Annotated in this window: 19 protein-coding genes; 10 read left to right on the plus strand and 9 right to left on the minus strand. The window is 42.1% G+C overall.

Annotated features, from left to right (window positions below; genetic code table 11):
* The first annotated feature begins 53 nt into the window (after window positions 1-53).
* The 7 genes from AC2IOM_RS12380 to AC2IOM_RS12410 all read left to right on the plus strand — a co-directional run bounded on the left by AC2IOM_RS12380 (window position 54) and on the right by AC2IOM_RS12410 (window position 6,513).
* The gene (locus AC2IOM_RS12380) at window positions 54-1,250 is read left to right on the plus strand and encodes an acetate kinase (RefSeq protein WP_486358542.1); all 1,197 of its coding nucleotides are present in this window, start codon (window positions 54-56) and stop codon (window positions 1,248-1,250) included.
* Window positions 1,250-3,397 carry a phosphate acetyltransferase gene (pta, locus tag AC2IOM_RS12385; RefSeq protein WP_010560291.1) on the plus strand — a complete coding sequence of 716 codons (2,148 nt, stop codon included), beginning with the start codon at window positions 1,250-1,252 and terminating at the stop codon, window positions 3,395-3,397. The genes AC2IOM_RS12380 and pta overlap by 1 nt, the downstream gene beginning before the upstream one ends.
* Window positions 3,398-3,476: 79 nt before the next feature.
* Window positions 3,477-3,863 (plus strand): ACT domain-containing protein, encoded by a 387-nt coding sequence (locus AC2IOM_RS12390; RefSeq protein ID WP_010560292.1) that lies wholly within the window; start codon window positions 3,477-3,479, stop codon window positions 3,861-3,863.
* Window positions 3,863-4,375, plus strand: a complete 513-nt coding sequence (locus tag AC2IOM_RS12395; RefSeq protein WP_486358543.1) for a PTS glucose transporter subunit IIA — start codon at window positions 3,863-3,865, stop codon at window positions 4,373-4,375. The genes AC2IOM_RS12390 and AC2IOM_RS12395 overlap by 1 nt, the downstream gene beginning before the upstream one ends.
* A complete protein-coding gene (locus AC2IOM_RS12400; RefSeq protein ID WP_010560294.1) occupies window positions 4,368-4,712 on the plus strand; it encodes an ArsC family reductase in 345 nt (114 codons plus the stop codon). The genes AC2IOM_RS12395 and AC2IOM_RS12400 overlap by 8 nt, the downstream gene beginning before the upstream one ends.
* Window positions 4,709-5,842 carry a succinyl-diaminopimelate desuccinylase gene (gene dapE / locus AC2IOM_RS12405; protein ID WP_486358544.1) on the plus strand — a complete coding sequence of 378 codons (1,134 nt, stop codon included), beginning with the start codon at window positions 4,709-4,711 and terminating at the stop codon, window positions 5,840-5,842. The genes AC2IOM_RS12400 and dapE overlap by 4 nt, the downstream gene beginning before the upstream one ends.
* The gene (locus AC2IOM_RS12410; RefSeq protein WP_486358545.1) at window positions 5,830-6,513 is read left to right on the plus strand and encodes a M15 family metallopeptidase; all 684 of its coding nucleotides are present in this window, start codon (window positions 5,830-5,832) and stop codon (window positions 6,511-6,513) included. Before dapE ends, AC2IOM_RS12410 begins: the two co-directional genes overlap by 13 nt.
* Here AC2IOM_RS12410 and AC2IOM_RS12415 read toward each other — a convergent pair.
* Together AC2IOM_RS12415 and AC2IOM_RS12420 are read right to left on the minus strand one after the other, a co-directional pair.
* The gene (locus tag AC2IOM_RS12415; RefSeq protein WP_010560297.1) at window positions 6,494-7,711 is read right to left on the minus strand and encodes a pyridoxal phosphate-dependent aminotransferase; all 1,218 of its coding nucleotides are present in this window, start codon (window positions 7,709-7,711) and stop codon (window positions 6,494-6,496) included. The genes AC2IOM_RS12410 and AC2IOM_RS12415 overlap by 20 nt on opposite strands.
* 194 nt (window positions 7,712-7,905) lie before the next feature.
* The gene (locus AC2IOM_RS12420) at window positions 7,906-8,247 is read right to left on the minus strand and encodes an Hpt domain-containing protein (protein ID WP_010560298.1); all 342 of its coding nucleotides are present in this window, start codon (window positions 8,245-8,247) and stop codon (window positions 7,906-7,908) included.
* Window positions 8,248-8,443: 196 nt separating this feature from the next.
* Here AC2IOM_RS12420 and AC2IOM_RS12425 point away from each other — a divergent pair, with 196 nt between their 5' ends.
* Window positions 8,444-9,037: a tRNA-uridine aminocarboxypropyltransferase gene (locus tag AC2IOM_RS12425; RefSeq protein ID WP_486358546.1), complete on the plus strand. Its 594-nt coding sequence runs from the start codon at window positions 8,444-8,446 to the stop codon at window positions 9,035-9,037.
* Here the strand turns inward: AC2IOM_RS12425 and dcd are convergent.
* The gene (gene dcd, locus AC2IOM_RS12430) at window positions 9,034-9,624 is read right to left on the minus strand and encodes a dCTP deaminase (RefSeq protein ID WP_010560300.1); all 591 of its coding nucleotides are present in this window, start codon (window positions 9,622-9,624) and stop codon (window positions 9,034-9,036) included. The two genes, AC2IOM_RS12425 and dcd, sit on opposite strands and share 4 nt — an antisense overlap.
* A 2-nt stretch (window positions 9,625-9,626) precedes the next feature.
* Window positions 9,627-10,739, minus strand: coding sequence for an iron-sulfur cluster carrier protein ApbC (gene apbC, locus AC2IOM_RS12435; protein ID WP_486358547.1), 1,113 nt, complete (start codon window positions 10,737-10,739; stop codon window positions 9,627-9,629).
* Window positions 10,740-10,912: 173 nt separating this feature from the next.
* Here apbC and metG point away from each other — a divergent pair, with 173 nt between their 5' ends.
* The gene (gene metG / locus AC2IOM_RS12440) at window positions 10,913-12,940 is read left to right on the plus strand and encodes a methionine--tRNA ligase (RefSeq protein ID WP_054979447.1); all 2,028 of its coding nucleotides are present in this window, start codon (window positions 10,913-10,915) and stop codon (window positions 12,938-12,940) included.
* 238 nt (window positions 12,941-13,178) lie between these two features.
* Here the strand turns inward: metG and AC2IOM_RS12445 are convergent, their stop codons facing one another.
* The 4 genes from AC2IOM_RS12445 to AC2IOM_RS12460 form a co-directional block, all read right to left on the minus strand.
* Window positions 13,179-15,770, minus strand: coding sequence for an ATP-binding protein (locus AC2IOM_RS12445; RefSeq protein ID WP_486358548.1), 2,592 nt, complete (start codon window positions 15,768-15,770; stop codon window positions 13,179-13,181).
* 81 nt (window positions 15,771-15,851) lie between these two features.
* A complete protein-coding gene (locus AC2IOM_RS12450; protein ID WP_486358549.1) occupies window positions 15,852-18,083 on the minus strand; it encodes a TonB-dependent receptor in 2,232 nt (743 codons plus the stop codon).
* 72 nt (window positions 18,084-18,155) lie between these two features.
* A complete protein-coding gene (locus tag AC2IOM_RS12455) occupies window positions 18,156-18,428 on the minus strand; it encodes an acylphosphatase (protein WP_010560305.1) in 273 nt (90 codons plus the stop codon).
* Between the two features lie 36 nt (window positions 18,429-18,464).
* On the minus strand, window positions 18,465-19,076 hold the full coding sequence (locus AC2IOM_RS12460) for a dienelactone hydrolase family protein (RefSeq protein ID WP_486358550.1): 612 nt from the start codon (window positions 19,074-19,076) through the stop codon (window positions 18,465-18,467).
* 96 nt (window positions 19,077-19,172) lie between these two features.
* On the opposite strand from AC2IOM_RS12460, the gene AC2IOM_RS12465 reads away from it, so the two are divergent.
* On the plus strand, window positions 19,173-20,363 hold the full coding sequence (locus AC2IOM_RS12465; RefSeq protein ID WP_486358551.1) for a class I SAM-dependent methyltransferase: 1,191 nt from the start codon (window positions 19,173-19,175) through the stop codon (window positions 20,361-20,363).
* 58 nt (window positions 20,364-20,421) lie between these two features.
* Here the strand turns inward: AC2IOM_RS12465 and AC2IOM_RS12470 are convergent, their stop codons facing one another.
* Window positions 20,422-20,691, minus strand: a complete 270-nt coding sequence (locus tag AC2IOM_RS12470; RefSeq protein WP_486358552.1) for a hypothetical protein — start codon at window positions 20,689-20,691, stop codon at window positions 20,422-20,424.
* Window positions 20,692-20,766: the final 75 nt, after the last annotated feature.

Below are 20,766 nucleotides of genomic sequence, written 5' to 3' on the forward strand. Positions count from 1 at the left end.
ATACCATAGTCTGAAATGACTGCCGAAAAATCTATTTAAGGAAACTATTAACTATGTCGCACAATGTGCTCGTATTAAATTGTGGAAGTTCAAGTTTAAAATTTGCCATTATCGATGCCACAACCGGCGCAGCAAGCCTAACCGGCTTAGCCGAGTGTTTATCACTTGATAATGCATCGCTAAGTTACAAACTTAACGGTGAAAAGCATAAAATCGAATTACCAAAAGGGGCACAGCACGACACTGCCATTGCAGAAATCGTTAATCTAATTAAACAGCAAAACTTAAGTAGCAGCTTAATTGCGGTAGGCCATCGCGTCGTTCATGGCGGCGAAGCATTTACCGGCTCAGTAATCATTGATAGCGCTGTATTAAATAGCATCGAAAGCAATGTTGCCCTCGCACCACTTCACAACCCAGCTAATTTAATGGGTATTCGCGCGGCACAAGCGGCATTTGCAAACCTACCGCAAGTTGCAGTATTTGATACAGCATTCCACCAAACAATGGAAAAGCAAGCGTACTTATATGCGCTACCGCTTTCGCTATACAAAGAGCACGGGGTGCGCCGTTACGGCTTCCACGGCACGAGCCACTTCTTTGTTGCTAATGAAGCTGCTAAATTAATTGATAAGCCAATAGAACAAAGTGCGATTATTACTGCGCACTTAGGCAATGGCTGCTCTGTTACAGCGGTTAAAAACGGCAAAAGCGTTGATACCAGTATGGGTTTAACACCGCTTGAAGGCCTTGTAATGGGTACGCGTTCAGGGGATTTAGACGCAGGTCTTTACAACTATTTATCAACCACACTTGACTATTCAAACAGCCAAATCGACGCATTACTAAATAAACAAAGTGGCTTACTTGGCTTAAGCGAACTTTCGAGCGATTGTCGAGAAATTGAAGAAGCAGCCGAACAAAATCACGTACAAGCTAAGCTTGCTCTTGATGTGTTTTGTTACCGTCTTGCTAAGTACATCGCGTCATACGTTGTACCATTAGGCCAGCTTGATGCCATTGCTTTTACCGGTGGCATTGGCGAAAACTCATCACTTATTCGTGAAAAAGTCATTCAATTATTGGCTTATTTTGCTTTTGAACTTGATAGCGATGCCAACCTTGCAGCGCGCTTCGGTAATAGTGGCGTAATCGCGTCAAACCCATTAGGTGCAAAAGTGCTTGTTGTACCAACCAATGAAGAATGGGTTATCGCGATGGACGCTCATAAGCTTGTGGAGGCACGCTAATGTCACATCGCATTATGCTTATTCCCGTATCAACGGGCGTTGGCCTTACCTCGGTTTCTGTGGGCTTAGTACGTGCCCTTGAAAAAAAATCGGTAAAAGTTAACTTTTTTAAACCTATTTCGCAGCCTCGCGGTAAAAAAACTGGGCCAGAGTTATCTACCGAAATCGTTAAAATTGGCTCAACCATTAACCCAGCGAAATCAATCGATTTACATACCGCGGAGCAAATGATTGGCGACGGTAAAACGGAAGTTTTACTTGAAGAAATTGTTGGACGTTTTGAAAAACATGTTGGCAAAGATGATGTTGCAATTATTGAAGGTATGGTACCGACACGTAAGCAACCTTATGTTGGCCGCGTAAACCGTGAAATTGCACAAACCCTTGGTGCGCACATTGTATTCGTTTTAACGCCAAGTAACGATGACGTAGACGAAATTGAAGACCGTATTGAGCTAGCAGCAAGTTTATACGGTGGCGTTGAACACCCTCGCGTACTAGGTTGTATTTTCAATAAAGTAAATGCACCACTAGATGAAGAAGGTAATATTCGCACTGACTTTATTGAGCCAAGTAATGATGAAAGCTTGCAAATTGAGCTTAATCGCATTGCATCGCTGCCACTATTTCGTAAAAAGCCGTTTAAGCTATTAGGTTCAGTACCATGGTACCAAGATTTAGTTGCGCCGCGCGTAATGGACTTAGCCAAGCACCTCAACGCTGAAATTTTAAATTACGGTGATATCGAGCATCGCCGTTTAAGAAGCGTTACATTCTGTGCACGTACCGTATCAAATATTCTTAACCACTTTTCACCGGGTGCATTATTAGTAACGCCGGGTGATCGCTCGGATGTGTTAGTTGCAGCCTGTTTATCAGCAATGAATGGTACAAAAATTGGTGCGGTACTGTTAACCGGTGGCTTTAAACCTGAAGAACGCATTTTAAAATTGTGCGAACAAGCGTTTGACACTGGCCTGCCAATTATTTGTACAGAAAACGACACTTGGCGTACCTCGATTCTACTACAAAGCTTTAATCTTGAAGTACCAGTAGACGATGAACAACGTATCGAAAAAGTAAAAGACCATAATGCACGCCATATCGATAAAGACTGGTTAGAATCACTGACGCAGGGCGTTGCGCTAAATCGTAAAATGTCTCCACCAGCGTTTCGTCATTTACTGTCATCTACTGCACGCTCAGCGCAAAAAACCATTGTCTTGCCTGAAGGCAACGAACCGCGCACAATTAAAGCTGCGGCAATTTGCGGCGAGCGTAACATTGCCCGTACAGTTTTACTTGGCGACCGCGAAGAAATTGAACGTATTGCTGAGCAACAAGGTGTACAGCTAAACGATAACGTTGAAATTCAAGATCCGAGCATTGTACGACAAAACTACATTGCGCCTATGGTTGAGCTACGTAAACACAAAGGCTTAACGGAAGTTATTGCCGAAGAACAACTGCAAGATAACGTAGTGTTAGGCACCATGATGCTCGCAGAGAATAAAGTGGATGGCCTTGTTTCGGGCGCGGTGCACACTACAGCCAATACAATTCGTCCGCCGCTACAGTTGATTAAAACAGCGCCAAATAGCTCACTGGTATCATCCGTGTTCTTTATGCTTTTACCAGATCAAGTATTGGTTTACGGCGACTGTGCAATTAACCCTGATCCAACAGCAGAGCAATTAGCCGATATCGCCATTCAATCGGCTGATAGCGCAGCCGCATTTGGCATTGAACCACGCGTTGCGATGATCAGCTACAGCACAGGTACATCAGGTACCGGTGATGACGTTGAAAAAGTACGTTTAGCTACCGAACTTGCTCAGGCAAAGCGCCCTGATCTATTAATTGATGGCCCACTGCAATACGACGCTGCCATTATGGAAAGCGTAGCGAAGAAAAAAGCACCTGACAGTAAAGTTGCCGGTAAAGCAACGGTGTTTGTATTCCCAGATCTCAATACAGGTAATACAACATACAAAGCAGTACAACGAAGCGCTGACCTGATTTCTATCGGTCCAATGCTGCAAGGTATGCGCAAGCCGGTAAACGATCTATCTCGTGGCGCCTTAGTAGACGACATTGTTTACACCATTGCATTAACTGCGATACAGGCAACGCAAGAAAGCCGCTGATCAGGTTGAAAATAGCCTTACAGATGATATTTTTTTTGATATTGTAAGGCTATAAACCACAAGGATTTTTGGGAGTAATATGTCTCAACAAACGTTAGCCGTAATGCAAGAAACCTTTACGATTCACAGTTTTGACGTAGACACACCTATTCCACCTGCCGTTTATCAAAGCAAGGTGTTTTTTATTGCGCGCACCTATGATGAGCTCTCGGTTGTATGCCCGTCTCATGTAAAACTTGATTCAAACGAGCAAGAAGAAGATTGGGCAGCGCTTGAGGTTTTAGGCCCTCTTGGGTTTTCTATGACTGGTATTCTTTCTAATATTTCGGGCGTACTGGCAAGTGCAAAGATTTCCATTTTCGCAATCTCAACATTTGATACCGATTATATTTTGGTGAAGAAATCATTAATTAATGACGCCGCAACTCACTTATCAAAAGCAGGCTATAAAGTGGTTGATAGCTAATGCGCGTGTTAAAACAAGATTTTTACAGCGTTAAACATGCAGCCCTCGCTATTCACGCGCCATTTTCCGGTCGGGTGATAAAGCAAAGCGACGCCGCAAACCCATTAGTACGCAATCAATTGTTGGGATTAGGGGTTGAATTAGAAATCAGCAATTATCAGCTTTTCGCGCCATTCTCAGGCACTCTGCTCTCAGTCAATCAAGGTGGTTTAGAGTTTGTCTTTAAATCAAAGCAAGGCCTTAAATTGCTAGTGCTCGTCAATCTAGATGAACAATCTCTGCCAATGACAGGCTTCAAACAACACCTAAAGGTTGGCGATTTGGTTTCCCCTGGGCAACTTGTCGCTAGCTTTGATTTTCGTAAACAACATCACAGTGTTTTCGCGAGCATTTTACTGCTTGAACCTGAGCGCTTAAGCAAGGTGCTTGATAAATGTTATTATCAAGCGAGCCGCGTAACCGCCGCAAACGGTATTTTATTTAAACTAACAAAACGAATTAACCATGATTAAACTTTTTGGCATTCCAAACTGCGACACAATTAAAAAAGCAAAAAAGTGGCTTGAACAAAACAACATTGAATACACTTTTCATGACTACCGCAAAGACGGTGTAAACTCAGAGATGGTAAATAACTTTTGCCAACAGCTAGATTGGCAACAAGTATTGAATAAGCGAGGCACGACCTACCGCCAGCTCGATGATGCAACTAAAGAGAACCTTAACGCCGAGTCTGCGGTCGCACTATTAGTAGAGCAACCAGCCATGATTAAGCGCCCCATTTTAGAAAAAAATGGCGAATTCCATTTAGGTTTTAAAGCAGATCAATATCAAAGTATTTTCTCATGAGTGATTACAATGTAGTAAGCCTTACCCAAGCGCTTATTCAAAAGCCCTCTGTGACACCCGATGATGCCGGCTGCCAAGATTTAATGGCCGAACTGCTAACGCCGCTCGGATTTAATATTGAATCTTTATTTTTTACCGACACATTAAACATGTGGGCGCGCAAAGGCACTGAGGCCCCGTTATTCTGTTTTGCAGGTCACACCGACGTGGTACCAACTGGGCCAACAGATGCATGGCATCAACCACCATTTTCGGGTAATTTACTCGACGGCTATATTCACGGTCGCGGCGCCGCTGATATGAAAGGCTCGCTTGCCGCTATGCTGATTGCCACTGAGCGTTTTGTTAAAAAGCACCCAAATCATAAAGGAAGTATCGCCTTTTTAATTACCTCAGACGAAGAAGGCCCGTTTATTAATGGCACGACTAAGGTGATTGACGTATTAGAAGCCCGTAACGAAAAAATTGATATGTGCTTAGTGGGCGAACCTTCATCTAGCCATACCTTAGGCGATGTAGTTAAAAATGGTCGTCGCGGTTCATTGACTGGGTTTGTTACTGTGAAAGGTGTGCAAGGCCATGTCGCCTACCCGCATCTTGCAAAAAACCCAATTCATTTAGCTGCCCCCGCATTGGACGAACTGGCAAATACGCAATGGGATAGCGGCAACGAGTACTTCCCAGCCACCAGTTTTCAAATCTCAAATATAAACGGTGGTACTGGTGCAGGTAATGTCATCCCGGGCAGTGTTGAAGTGCAATTTAACTTTCGCTATAGCACTGAAGTAACCGCTGATGAGCTCACTGCGCGTACTGTTGCTATTTTAGACCATCACGGACTTGAATATGATATTCGCTGGGTTTACAACGGACTGCCTTTTTTAACCGATGAAGGTCCACTACTTGAAGCAACCGTAGCAGCCATTAAAGATGTACAGCATATTGATACATCGGTTGAAACCACAGGTGGTACATCTGACGGGCGTTTTATTGCACAAACAGGCGCACAAGTGGTTGAACTGGGTCCTATCAATGCAACCATTCATAAAGTTAATGAATGTGTAAACGCACGCGATCTTGAGATCCTTGCTGATGTGTATGAGGCCATTTTAGTTAAATGTTTAACCTAGATGAGCAGGCTGCGCTTGGTCTTACGCAAGCGCATTTATGCGATTATCACGGTCGCTTAGTCGAGCAATCGATTATACGCGACCTTAAGCAAATGCAAGTTGCAGCAAGCAAATGCAATATTATTCTCTCTCTTGCCTCTAGCTTTCGCGATTTTGAAAGGCAAAGCCTAATTTGGAACAATAAGTTTAACCAAATCAGGCCTGTGTTTGATATCAACGACATGCCAGTCGATTTAACTCACTTAAACGAGCAAGACAAATGCCAAGCAATCATGGTGTTTAGTGCGATTCCTGGGGCAAGTCGACATCACTTTGGCACCGACCTTGACGTGTTTGACGCAAATAAGGTAGATGATGATTATCAATTGGCGCTTAGCCAACAAGAGTATGCGTCGGGTGGACCGTTTTTTGAACTTGCAAAGTGGCTTGAACAACACGCTGAAACGTATGGATTTTTCTTACCTTATAGGCAATTTAATGGGGGCGTTGCAAAGGAGCCGTGGCATATTAGTCATATCAGCCGCGCGCAATACTACAGCAATATTCACTCTAAAGAATTGCTTGAAAAGCTACTGATAAACTCAAATGTGGCAGGTTGGCCAAGTTTAGTTGACCAACTCGATACAATTTATCCTCAGTATGTCAGCAATATTAGCGCTGCTGGTAATTAGCAAAGAAGCGCTGTATTCCCTCTATCGCAGGAGTTAATTGGTCTGGGTGTGGCAAAAACACAAGCCTGAAGTGATCTGGATCCGGCCAATTAAACGCACGTCCATGCACTAATAAAGTGCGCTCTTGCTTAAGTAAGTCTAAAATCAGCTTTTCATCGTCATCGACATTAAAGCGCTTACGATCAAACTTAGCAAACGCATACAGTGCGCCCTTTGGTTTTACACACGAAACACCATCAATGGCGTTTAAGCCTTCATATGTCATATTACGCTGCTGATACAATCTGCCGCCTGGCAAAATCAGATCGTCGATTGATTGCACACCACCTAATGCTTGTTGAATGGCATATTGTGCAGGTACGTTTGCACACAAACGCATTGATGCAAGCATTTCGAGCCCTTGCATATACTCATCTAACAATGAAACTTTACCACTGAGTACCATCCAACCCATGCGAAGGCCCGCTGCGCGATAGGTTTTTGCTAACCCATTAAAGGTAATAATTGGTACATCGTCACACAGGCTTGCAATCGAGGTGTATGGCGTATTGTCGTAGATGATTTTTTCGTAAATCTCGTCACTAAATACCAGTAAATTGTGCTCTCTTGCTAAACCTAACAGATCATTAAGCAATGCTTTGTCGTAAACAGCGCCCGTTGGGTTATTTGGGTTAATCAGCACTATTGCTTTGGTATTTGACGTAATTTTACTTTTAATATCATTGATATCAGGAAACCAGTCTTGCTCTTCATCACACAAATAGTGCACTGGGTTACCACCAGCTAGCTTAACTGATGCCGTCCAAAGTGGATAATCAGGCGCCGGGATCAGCACTTCATCTTGGCTGTTAAGTAAAGCTTGAGTTGCCATTTGAATAAGCTCACTAACGCCATTACCAATGAAAATATTATCGATTGATAAATTAGAAAACTGTTTATTTTGGTAGTATTGATAAATAGAAACGCGGGCCGAATATAAGCCTTTTGAGTCACAATAACCCTGTGCAGCGCTCATATTTCGAATAATGTCTTTTAACATATCTTCTGGCATGTCAAAGCCAAAGGCGGCAGGGTTACCAATATTTAACTTTAATACCTGTTCCCCTTGATCTTCCATTTCGCGTGCCATTTTTAAAACTGGCCCACGAATGTCGTAACAAACCCCTTGTAACTTATCGCTTTTTTTAAACACTGCCAAACGTCCCCAAATACAATTTTTTGCGTTTACCTTAAACGCTCTATTTTTATAACAACCAAACGCGCAACGGACTTATGTCGTTACATAAGTCCAATAAAAGCATATATCAATTGAAAGCTAACGCGTGCTCAAGCCACAGGCTATCGCATTTGCATTAAAAGCGAAAGGATAAACACACTAATGGAATAAAATAATTAAACTAGTCTATTTATTGCGTCTTTAGTAGCAGAAATATGCGCGGGCAAAGTCGTTTTTAATTCGCTGGCCAGCGCCATATTTGACTCGTTAAGCGCGTGTTCGAGTTGTCTCGCGATTTGCGCAAGCGAGTCTGCACCAAATTGCGCCGCATTTGATTTTAAACTATGGGCATGTCGCGTTGCCTCAGTTAAATTACTATCAAAATCGTTTTCAAGATCTTGATAAAGGCGATCAAATTCTGTCAGACAGAATTCTAAGGTAGGTAAGAATTGATCTTGCAACAGATCTTGCATAGCAAACAGTGCATCTGAATTAATGTTTACGTCTATTTCACTCATAGTAAGCTATTAAAGTATTTAACTTACTTTAACATTAAACCAAGATGCGCCACTTTTCTATTCCGATTTAAAAATTAACTGTTAGTTCCTATATTTAGCACAATATTTAGTTTTTATTTAACGCATCAATCGGCGTGCTTGAATGAAGTAACACGGACTATTAAACTACTCATTTTAGCGACGAAACTACACATTTATGGCCCGCCCCACTTGTAATACATGCCACTTTGTTAAAACTGATTGCATATGTGCACATGTTAAAACCCTTTCTAATCGCATTAACATCATTGTGTTGCAACACAAAGGCGAAGAGAAAAACGCAAAGAATACAGTGCGATTGGCCGAGTTAATTTATTCTAATGTTACGGTTTTAGTCGGTGAAACACCCGAAGATTTTGACGTACTTAAAGAACTGCCACAAAATTCCAGTGCCCTTTTGTACCCGACAGAAGATGCTGAGCCACTAGAAGACAACAATATCGCGTCACACCTTACCCATTTAATCGTGCTTGATGGTACCTGGAAAAAAGCGAATAAACTGTTTTTTAGTCTGGATATTTTGAGTCAGTTCAAACAGGTGAGTTTTAGCCAGCTACCGGAAAATCGGTATCATATTCGTAAAGCCAACCGTATTGATAGCTTATCGAGCTTAGAGGCAATTGCTTACGCGCTAAACTTGACGGAAAAACTACCGATGGAGCCCGCTTACACGGCTTTAGAGGCGATGATGGAGAATCAATTTAAGCACATGCCCGCAGAAGTACGGGCACGCTATAAACAAAACGATTAAGACTGGCTGTCGTCACTAATACGACTAGCCACAGCGCCGGATTGACCTTTGTATTTTGCGTCTTTACGGCGGTTATAAGGGTTCTCTGCCGGACCAGACATGGTTTCAAAGCTAAGCGCCCCGATTTTCATATACGGGCGAAGGGCTAATGGCAGTTTGCCTGAGTTATAAAACTCAAGAACGATATTACCCGACCAACCTGGATCAATTCGGTGAGCGGTTACGTGAACCATTAAGCCTAAACGCGCAAGCGACGAACGGCCATCTAACCATCCTACGATATCGTCAGGCAAAGTGACACTTTCATACGTGATAGCAAGGGCAAGTTCACCCGGGTGTAGGAAGAATGCTTCTCCCTCTTCTAGTACAATTTCATCGCTCATAATCGATTCCATTGCCGCAGACACCAACTCTTTTGGACCACTTAAATCAACATAGGGTGCTTTATGATCCTGAAATACACGAAATTTGTTGCCTAATCGTAAATCGACCGTCACACCGGAAATCATGTCATCTTTTGGTGCAGGATCAATGCTAATTTTACCCGCGTTTAGATACTCTTTTATATGGGTATCGCATAATCGCATAGTTAATCGTCCGTTATAATAATTTCGACGGGATTGCTGCCACTTCCTTGATAAAACAAATGACTAGCAATAAGTTTTGCCGCTCGATTATAAATGGCAACGAGCGCCTTGTCAGCATTATGTGAAATAAACTCACCTGCTTCGCCACTTTCGCGAATGGCATGGGCCAGCGGCACTTGGCCAAGTAATGGTACATCAATACGCTGAGCAAGTGCTTTACCACCGTCTTCACCAAATACGTGGTTGATACCATTACAATGTTGACAGTGAAAGTAACTCATATTTTCAAGCAAACCTAAAATCGGCACTTTAACTTTATTAAACATGTCGATGCCCTTATTGGCATCGGCAAGCGCTAAATCTTGTGGTGTTGTAACAATCACAGCGCCACTTGCTGGAATTTTTTGCGACATGGTGAGCTGAATATCTCCCGTACCAGGAGGCATATCCACAATTAAATAATCAAGTTCAGGCCATGCAGTTTCGTTTAGTAATTGCATCAGCGCGGTCGATGCCATAGGACCCCGCCACACCGTGGCATCCTCTTTGCCTAGCAAAAAGCCAATAGACTGAGCCGCCAGCCCATCTTTCATTATCGGCAACAGGGTATTGTCATCTTTTGCTTCAGGTTTAGCATCTTCGAGCCCCAGTAATAACGGAATAGATGGGCCATAAATATCGGCATCTAGCACCCCGACCGCTGCACCATTTTGCTTCAACGCATGGGCCAAATTAACGGCACTGGTTGATTTACCGACACCACCTTTGCCACTGGCAACTAAGATAATATGTTTAATCGTGCTATGGCGAAAAGGCTCGAGCAATTGCACCTGCACACTCACGTGCACCGGCTTTTGCAGTTGTTCTGAAAGAAACACGGCGATTGCAGGTTGCTCTGTCGTGGCAGCAAAATGAAGCGTTAGTACAACTTTAACACCGTCAACATCATCCACCGAGACTAAACTACACGCTTGTTGTAACCCCACAGGAAAGACGTCCGAGCGATAATCGCCGAGCAAACTGTTTATTTGCTCAAACAGGTCGGAATTTTGTGGTTTTTTCAGCGCTTTTTCGGCTGCTTTGGACCCTCGGAAAAGATTTTTAATATTAAACATGTAAATCTTCATTTGGCTAATGAAATACGCGCTGGAATTATGTAATATTCCTGACCTTAACTCCAGTTTTAAACTTAGCTTGTTGTACTGTTTAATATTCGCTTTCACAAGTTAGGTGTTACCCGTTGGGTATTTTAATGGTGTTGTCACCACACTAGTTTACGGTAAACGATATGTCGCAAAGAAAAATCTTAATTACAAGTGCATTGCCTTATGCAAATGGCCCGACTCACCTAGGCCATTTACTTGAGTATATTCAAACGGATATCTGGTCGCGCTTCCAGAAATTACGTGGTCACGAAACGTATTATGTATGTGCCGATGATGCGCACGGTACGCCGATCATGCTAAACGCGCAAAAACAAGGTATTACACCAGAAGAAATGGTGGCGAATGTAAGTGTTGAGCGCCAGCGCGACTTTGCTGACTTTCATATTAAATTTGATAATTACCACAGCACTCACTCAGAGGAAAACAAGCAGTTTTCTGAGTTAATTTATAACCGTCTAAATGATGGCGGCTATATTAAAAAACGTACTATTTCTCAGCTATTTGACGAAGAAAAAGGTATTTTCTTACCAGATCGTTTCGTAACAGGCACGTGCCCTCGCTGTAAAGCAGAAGACCAAAATGGTGACAGCTGTGACGCATGTGGCGCAACTTACAGCCCAACTGAATTGGAAGCACCAAAGTCTGTGATGTCTGGTTCAACACCTGTATTAAAGGATTCTGAGCATTACTTCTTCGATTTACCAGCATTTGAAGACATGTTGAAATCGTGGTTAACCTCAGGCGCAATTCAAGGCGAAATGGCAAACAAACTAAACGAGTGGTTTGAAGATGGCCTACAGCAATGGGATATCAGCCGTGATGCACCGTATTTTGGTTTCGAAATTCCTGGTGCACCAGGTAAATACTTCTACGTATGGTTAGATGCACCAATTGGTTACATGGCAAGCTTTAAAAACTTATGTGATAAATCTGGTCTAGATTTCGACGCATTTTGGTCAACCGATTCGGATGCCGAGCTATATCACTTTATTGGTAAAGACATTGTCTATTTCCACAGCCTGTTTTGGCCTGCGATGTTAGAAGGCGCAGGTTTTAGAAAGCCAAACAATGTATTTGCTCACGGTTTTGTGACGGTAAATGGCGCTAAAATGTCTAAATCAAAAGGCACCTTTATTAAAGCGCGCACATACCTAGATCACATTAACAACCCTGAGTACTTACGTTACTACTTCGCGGCGAAGCTAAATTCGGGTATTACTGATTTAGATTTAAACCTAGAAGATTTTGCTCAGCGCGTTAACTCTGACTTGGTCGGTAAAGTAGTGAATATTGCGAGCCGTTGCGCTGGCTTTATCACCAAGAAATTTGATGGCAAGTTAAGCACTGATATTGCAGAGCCTGAATTACTTGCTGAGTTTGTAAACGCACAAGAAAGCATTGCAGCTTCGTTTGAAAACCGAGAGTACAGCCGTGCCATTCGTGAGATTATGGCGTTAGCGGATAAAGCAAACCAATATATTGATGCTAAAGCACCGTGGGTGTTAATTAAGAACGAAGAGACCCAAAACGAAGCGCACCTTGTGTGTTCAATGGGTATTAACTTATTCAAGTTATTAATGACTTACTTAAAGCCTGTGCTTCCAGCAATGGCCGAGCAAGTAGAAACGTTCTTGAACACCGAACTAACATGGCAGAGCATTAATACAGCACTAACTGGTCATGAAATTAGTAAGTTTAAAGCGCTTATGCAGCGTGTAGAAATGGATAAAGTTAACGCTATGCTTGAAGAATCAAAAGAAAGCCTTGCACCAACAAAACCGGCAATTGACCCAAATAGCCCACTGGCAAAAGAGCCAATTGCTGACGAAATTGAGTTTAACGACTTTGCAAAGGTTGACCTACGCGTTGCTAAAATTGCAAAAGCAGAGCACGTTGAAGGCGCTGATAAGTTATTAAAGCTTACACTTGATTTAGGTGGCGAAACACGCCAAGTGTTTGCAGGCATTAAGTCAGCTTATCAACCAGAAGATATTGAGGGTAAGCTTACAGTTATGGTTGCAAACCTTAAACCACGTAAGATGCGCTTTGGTATGTCTGAAGGTATGGTGCTTGCTGCAGGTCCTGGCGGTAAAGAGATTTACATCTTAAACCCAGATGACGGTTCACAGCCGGGTATGCGTGTAATGTAATAGCAATTCTGTTGAGTATGTGTTCAGAAATAGCGCTGAATAAATTCAAACGCTGTTAGCAAAATATTTACCCGCTAGCATGAACAGCTATTCAAGTAAATTGGTAGAAAATACACACTTAAAAAAACCGCCAACTGGCGGTTTTTTTGTATCTCAACAATTTAATAGGTAAAACACCTAAAACGGTCATTACATATCTAAAATAAAGCTAAACGGGTTAAGCATAAATCGGGGAAATTTAACTCACCTGTTTAATCGAGCGCATAAATGATTGATAAGATGAGCTAATATCTTTTTGTGATTGTGATTTCAAAGCGCCTTCTAAACCTTTAGCCATTTGACCCAACTCATCAAAGCCAAACATACCTGCAGCGCCATAAATTGCATGACACAGTTTAGCCAACTCTTTATTATCACCCAAACAAAATAGGTGCTCAGCGAGGGCTTTTTGTTCCATTAAGTTATTAATAAATTGCAAACGCATAATTTTTAAGTCTTGCTCTGGAATGGCCGCAACTTCAATTGGTATACCAGTATACTTACTCAGCTTTTCATAAAACTCGGTTTGATCAATGGGTTTAGCGATATGATCATCAAATCCTACTGATAAATAGTGTTTAATTTCATCTGTCATTGCATTAGCAGTAAGCGCCAAAATCGGGCACGATACACCCGTTGAGCGCATTAATTCATGGGCTTCAATCCCATCCATCACTGGCATTTGAATATCTAACAAAATAATATCAAACTCATCGGTAAAGGTGGCATCAACTGCCAGTGCACCATTTTCAACACACGTAACCTGAAATCCTAAATTCTCAAGCATTCGGGATATAAACAGGCGATTATCAGGGTGATCTTCTGCCAGCAAAATACTGCCCTCGAGTTTTTTAACCTCGCCAGATTGTTTTTTCTTGGTATTCGCTTCTTGCGTAACTTGGTATGAATCAAGCCATTTGGTTTCTGTGGTTGTATAACATGGCAGTGTAAAGCTGAATTTAGATCCTTTGCCTGGTTTGCTCGAGACATTAATTAAACCACCCAAGCGCTCAATTAAGTTTTTGGAAATATGCAAACCTAAACCAGTGCCACCATATTGCCGTGTGGTAGATATATCGCCCTGATGAAATGGCGTAAATAACTTTTTAACGGCCTGTTCATCCATACCAATGCCTGTATCAACAATGGTAATTTTCAGGTCGTCTTCTTCCATTTCAACCTTAATACTGACACTGCCTTTTTTGGTAAATTTAACTGAGTTACTGGCTAGATTAAGTAAAATTTGGCGCAACCTAACGGGGTCTGACATGATGGTGTTAGGCAGCGGAAAATGGTAATCAATATTAAATTCAAGGCCTTTATCGCGCACTTGACGCCCCAAAATGGAACCTACCTCGGAAAGTAGCTGGAAGATGTTCGTTGGTACTTGCTCAATGGTAAGTTTGTTTGCTTCAATCTTAGATACATCCAGAATGTCATTAATTAGGCTTAGTAAATGTCGGCTATTCTTTTGGATGACTTTAAGCGCATGACGCTGCTCGTTTGGCGTTAACGTGTTATCACTGTTTAAGGTATCCACATAGCCTAAAATAGAGGTCATCGGCGTACGAATTTCATGACTCATGTTGGCTAAAAAGCGTGATTTTGCCTGATTTGCGTCTTTAAGTTCATCAGTCAATACTTCAAGGGCGATGGTACGTTCACGTACTTTTAGTTCTAGGTTTTGACTTAAATCGATATTTTGCTGATTTATTAAACGCAACTTATCAGCCACCGCAAACGCCAATAACAAGGCATCTAACGTGGTGCCAATTAAGCCGTACAAGTAAAAGTTTGCGTTAACATCGCCCAATAACCCCAAGTTATTTAAATTGCCCACCATATTCGGCAGCAGCATAGCAATGTAAGCCAAAATAAAATAACGGGCTGGTTTAAAACCATGTTGCCAACTAAGTAACCCAGACGCCATGCCAATCACCATCATGGTTCCAGTAACGAGCGTGGCCCAGATAAAGCCGAACCCTGGCATAAACAAACTTATGGGAATGCCGGCGAGCGCGCCATAACCAATCCATAAAGCGACTTTTGCCAATTGGGGAAAGCGTTCATCCAGTCGTAAAAACGGAATAAAAAACAGTGCATTGGTAAGCGGCAGCAAGATAAAGCCCAACCAATGAACAGACGCGGTGTTAACATTAAATAGCTGCTGTGGAATTAAAAAGAAATGACTCCACGCGAATACCCACGACGCGGTAAACAATGCATAGTACAAGTGCATTTTTTCTCGCGACACAAAGTAAATCAGTAAGTTATATAACCCAAGCGCTAAGCCAATGCCGAAACAAAGCAGCATTATGGTTGAATTTACAGTTGCTTGCTGTTCAAACTTGGAGGTGTGACTAAACGTTACTTTTGGCGCAGTGTAAAAATAGTTACTGGTGATGCGCATAATCACCATATATTGCTCACCTTGTTTTAAGTGAACACGATTGGCGAAATGAAATGGCACATTTAAGGGGTAATTAGCGCCGGAATACGTGGTTTGTACGCCATTTTTGGCAAAGACCCGTACCTCAATGTCATCTGCCATAAAGTTTGACGGCGCAAATACATAATCACCAGTAGCGAGTTGATTATCAATTGAAAGCGCATACCACACTTCACCGCCAAATATATTAGGTCGTTTTACGGCTTGTGCTTTGTGTTGCCAAGTGAGGGATTCTTGAAAGGTTAGCGGAAAGCTTAGAGGCTGTGAGTTATCAATTTGTACCGCGTGGATTAATACATTAGCGCCGAGTTGCTCTTCAGACAGGACAGTTGCTGAGGCCAAAATTGGACTCAGCAAACACCAACATATCAGTAAAAAGTATATCCCACGTGTTCTGATCATCTACTGCTTTCCGAACAAGAATTAAAATTGATAACGCAGATTTACGCCATATTGACGGCCTTCGGCTTTAAAATCTTCGAGCATGCCTAAAAATGAGCTCAGGTCGAACTTTAAGTGACTGTACTCTTCATCTGTTAAGTTTTTACCCCACAGATTAACATGCCAATTTGCGATACGATACGATACATTTGCATGCCATAACAGTACATCATCCTGCATCGCAAACGCATTCATGTTCTGGTCAAAGTAGTATTCCGACTGGTAATCGTTACCAATGCCAAACGTAAGTTCACTTTTATCAAAATTAATGCGGTAATTTACGTTGCTTGAAATATTCCATTCAGATGTAAATGGTAAACGGTTATCGGTAAGCTGATTACCAAGTGGATCGGTATATTCGTCAAACTCTGCATGAGGCAAGTAGCCAATATTAAGCACGATATCTAAATCGCTGCCGACAAACCACGTATTTTCAACTTCCACACCATAGATTGTTGATGAAGCGACATTTTCTAACAGCTGTAACGGCGGCGCATTAGGAGTAGCGCTCGCCTGATTCATAAACACTTGCTGATCTTGATAATCATAATGGAACGCTGCAGCTGAGATTTTCCACGCATTATCAAATAACTCTGTACGCAGGCCCAATTCATTCGCAATCAAATATTCAGGACCATATGCAGCTAGCTTTGCCTGTTCTTCGGTGGCAATAAAGCCACCGTAGTAACCGCCACTTTTATAACCATTGGAAAGTGAATAATAAAATTGCGTGCCATATAATGTTTGATAATTAAGCGCTAACTTTCCTGATAGCTGCTCATCGCTTTCATCACCAGACACCCTATAGTAATCAATTGTTTGGCCAAGCAAATCACTTGGGTCGAGCACAAGGTTTAAATCGCTATCGGATTCATATTTAACCGTTTCATCGGTATAGCGCGTGCCAAGCACCACGGTAAATTGCGAATTGACTTGCCAATCAAACTGGGCAAATAAGGCTGCAGATTCAACGTTAATGGTATTATCATAAAAGAAGGTCGTCGTTAAACTAGGATCAAGCACGCCACGTAAGTCACGCAGAATGTCGTTGAAGTTGTTTTGTTTAATATCTTCATGTAAGTAAAATAAGCCCGCCATTAAATGCCCAACATCGAACTTTGACGATACGCGAATTTCCTGACTAAACGCATCATCTTTAGTACCCAAATGGCCTTCACATAGCTGGGCTGGACTACCGTCACAATTAAAACCATGATCGCGGTTAAGGGAGTTATATGCGGTAATACTAGTGAGCTGAGTTACATCGTTAAATTGATAATTAAGTTTTAGCGACGCACCAACATTTTCCGTATCGTGTTCTTGCTCATTATTCACCATAACATCGAAAAAGTTTTCACTGCCATCGTTAAAGCCAAACGCATCAAAACAGCTATTTGAGCCAAGTTGGTCTTTACTGCATAAAGAACCATCGGCAGGATTTTTAAATATGCCAATAGAGCCAACTGGATTTACTCGGCCATCCCAGTCATTGCCATTGATTTTGAACAGCATATCGAAGTTATCCCAGTGCCCATAAACAGCAATACGATAATCGGTTTGCACCATGTTCGCTTGTTCTGAATCAGCAAGTAAATTATTGGTAGAGTAATCATATTCTTTTGAGCTCACCGCTACTCGCGCCGCAATTGAATCGCTCAACGGAAGATTCGCCACACCTTCAAGCAAACCAAAGTTTAGATTGCCTCGCCCTACTTTTATGTAGCCATCTAAATTATTTAGCTCGGGCAACTTGTTACGAACTAATATTGCCCCACCGGTACTATTGCGACCAAATAAGGTACCTTGCGGTCCGCGCAGCACTTCGACGCTTTCGATATCAAATAAGTTAACTAATTGATTATTGGCAGCACCAACAGATACATCATCTTGATAAATCGCAATAGGCGATGTATTTGATGTGTTGTAATCAATTAGGCCAACGCCACGGATATTCACCGCGGGGGTTGTCCCCTCTGCGGCATTTTGGGAAATTTTAACGTTTGGAATTAAATGACCAATGGCGGTGATATCTTTTAACTGCTCCGCATTAATCTGCTCACCATCTATTCTCGATAAGGTTACGCTTACTTGTTTAATCGGTTGTGCACGTTTTGTGGCATAGACCTCAATCACCTCCATATCACTTTTAGTTGATTGAGCAAACGAAGGGGCGCAGGCAAGCGCGCAGGCAACATAAAGTAAGCGTAGTTTCATACGTGAGAGCATTCTTTTGTTAGTTATAAATGTAAGTATAATCAGTGAATTGCAAAGGTACTAATTTTTTCGCTATTGTACCTCAAAGCCATTAAACTGTTTTGTTTGAATATAATCCCACGACACCTTTTCCACTTCAGCTTTACTTGGCCCTTGCTCTAAAAACTCAGTGAACTTAATGAGCTTTAAGTCTTGGCCAGTCGCTTCAACTTCTACTTCACCATTAGCAAGATTTTTTGCATAGCCACTAATACCTAATTGCTCTGCAACTTGCTTGACTGACGCGCGATAAAAAACCCCTTGTACGCGCCCAGCGACAATAGCCTTTAAGGTTCGCTCTGACATATCCACACCAAATTAATAGCAACTGTTTAAACAAACTTAGTCGGTCACTCTAGTATTGCCAAATTTTTCATAATAATTCGCAAAACTGTCACCTTCAACAGCGTCAATACTTTGCAAAAGACAGGCTATCGCCTGCTCTCTTGCCGTGAGATTAAACTGCAGCGATTCTGGATTTACAAAGCCATGGCGATATGGCGCGCGATAAAGAGAAAGCGCAGTTTTTGGCAACAACGCGTCAATTACTTGGTTTTGGTCAAAATGCGCTTCGTAATGTGCAAACACAATATGCCAAGGTGCAACAGGCTGCACTTCTAGATAGTGTCGGATTTGCCCGGGATAAAAAGCTATCGCTTTTTTAAGTGACGGTAGCAAGTGTTGTCCCGCCCAGACTGCCGCGCCGCCAGCACTAAAACCAAGGGCGATGTCAATTTCACCCGCATTTTTCAAACTTTTAAAGCGTGACAGATAGTTATCCATACCACCTGATTGTAAAAAATACTGATAGGCGTCTGATTCATTCGCAAATGCTGGGGGGTTATGCTCGTACGGGGAAAGAGACGTAACTGAATGATGTGACGCTAAGCGTTCACAAAGTGCCAAATGTGATGGGGTTTCACCAAAAATATCTGTGGCAATAAGAATCTTCATAGCAATTGTCCGACTGCAAAAGCGTATTCTACTTGTAAGCACCTACGAGGTTAACTAAAATAACGACCTTTTTTATCTGCAACAACCGGAGCCATTATGTCTGGGGTTATTTATCTTCAACCAGGGCGTGAAAAGTCGTTAAAGCGCAAACACCCTTGGATTTTTTCTAAAGCCATTAAAAAAGTTAAGGGCAACCCGGGCTTAGGTGACACCGTTAGCGTTTACGATGCAGATGGTAAATTTTTAGCAATTGCAGCTTACAGTCCGCAATCACAAATTCGCGCACGTGTTTGGTCGTTTGATGAAAATACCATTGTTGATACAGACTTTTTCTATAACCGATTAAAGCAAGCCCTTAGTTTACGCGATTATGTTATTGAAGAAGGTGGGCTAACCGGTTTTAGATTGTGTGCAGCAGAATCAGACGGCCTACCGGGCATCACCATTGACAAGTTTGATAACTACTTAGTGTGCCAGTTACTAAGTGCCGGTGCCGAACGCCATAAAGGCGAATTAGTACAAGCACTAATTAAATTATTCCCAGGTTGTAACGTATATGAACGTTCTGACGTTGATGTACGTAAAAAAGAAGGCTTGGAGCCAATTACTGGCGTATTACACGGCAGTGCACCAACCGAGCCGGTTAAAATAATGGAAAATGGCTTGGCGTTGGAAGTGGATATTTTAGGTGGCCACAAAACCGGTTTTTACTTAGACCAACGCGATAGTCGTAATGCGCTGAGTCGTTTCTCTAAAGATAAAACCGTACTTAACTGCTTTAGCTATACAGGTACATTTAGTCTGTACGCATTAAAAGCAGGCTGCGACAAAGTGACTAATGTGGATGTATCAGAGAGTGCTCTTGCCATTGCCAAACGCAATGTCGAGCATAACAATCTTGATCTATCAAAAGTAGACTTTATCAAACAAGACGTTTTCAAATTACTGCGTGAATATCGTGAAAACGGCGTGAAATTTGATACGATTGTGATGGATCCACCTAAGTTTGCAGACAGTAAAGCACAATTGACCGGTGCATGTCGTGGTTATAAAGATATCAATATGATTGCCATGCAAATTTTAAAACCAGGTGGCACGTTATTAACCTTCTCATGCTCTGGTTTAATGGAACAGAATTTATTCCAAAAAGTGGTTGCCGATGCGGCATTAGATGCGGGCCGAGAGCTGCGTATTATGGAACGATTAAATCAAGCACCAGATCACCCAATTGCGGGGGAATACCCTGAAGGATTCTACCTTAAAGGCCTTATCTGTAAGGTATTATAAAGACTTAAACTGTCAGATTCAGGTTATTGCATCTGACAGTTCTTTTTAAGTTTCAAATTTAACAGTCACCGCCCCCGCCAGAACAATCGCCACCGTTTGAACCACTATCACCACTGAGAAATCCACCGCCACTAAAGCTAGTTCCATTGGTTCCGCGGCTAGAGTTACTAAGACCAGATGAAAGAAGTGATGCTTTAATTAAAGTGGTAATAATCAGTATCACAAAAATAATCGGGCACACTATCGCTTGCAAGTTTGATTCAGAATACACATCGGTAAAATACCCAGATGCGATTAGGCCTAGTACTATCATTATCCATGACCACATACACATATCCTTTTTGCTAAAATCACAACTACGTTGCCGCCATTAGCGCATTATGTCAACACTAAATTCTTTATA

The sequence above is a fragment of the Pseudoalteromonas sp. NS-SX12 genome (genome assembly GCF_057367955.1).